Origin of the sequence: Treponema sp. OMZ 840 (genome assembly GCF_050937815.1) — a bacterium.
Lineage (GTDB): Bacteria > Spirochaetota > Spirochaetia > Treponematales > Treponemataceae > Treponema_C.
The window spans coordinates 1-715 of the sequence record NZ_JACDIJ010000037.1; the positions used below are offsets into that span (position 1 = coordinate 1).

Annotated in this window: 1 protein-coding gene; it reads right to left on the minus strand. The window is 39.4% G+C overall.

Features of this window, described 5'->3' with window-relative positions; translation table 11 throughout:
* Nucleotides 1-170: 170 nt before the first annotated feature.
* Nucleotides 171-614: a hypothetical protein gene (locus H0R92_RS14005; RefSeq protein ID WP_432966292.1), complete on the minus strand. Its 444-nt coding sequence runs from the start codon at nucleotides 612-614 to the stop codon at nucleotides 171-173.
* Between the last annotated feature and the right edge of the window lie 101 nt (nucleotides 615-715).

Consider the following 715-nt stretch of genomic DNA (forward strand, 5'->3'; position numbering starts at 1 on the left):
ACGAAGCTTTTCCAACACGTTTTGCGCAAATTCGGCTTCTTCTCCCGAAGAAAAATCAGCCCTTTTCCCTTGAGCGCACGAAGCGCACAACAACAATGCCGCACAGAAAATTTGTATAAAGCGCCGTGTATGCATGAACAACCTCCTTACCGGCTTAATTCAGCATCCGTTTATACCGGGGCAAAAAAAGCCTTTTTAACCATTGCCTCCAATTCTTCCACACTTATTTTTGAATATTTTACCGAGGGAATAATTTCCTTTAATGCGGCACAATTTGCCTTGGTGTAGGCAAAAATAAAACTTTTTATCGTTGTATAAACTCGAAAGCTCGAGTGTGCGCCGAAGCATTTGATGGACGTGATTTCAATATCATCAAATAAAAAATCTTTTTTTGAAAAAATCGATATTACCGTAAAACCCTTTTCAGTTACGGAAATATCACATATAGAAATAGATGCAAGAAGTCCTATTCCTCCCCATAAAAGAAACATATGAGAAATATCGCCCAACCGCCCTTTGTTTCCCGTAACAGCCGACACAATAAACCACACAAGCCACACGGCAATAAACAAAAAAGAACCGATGAGGTACGGCGTACTAGACGTTCTATTCATACTTCTATACCCTCGCTGCATAGAATGTTCACCTTCATACAAACCGAATATAAAAATTGTATCACCTGTTTTATTATCAATCTATGGGCCAACACGAACTC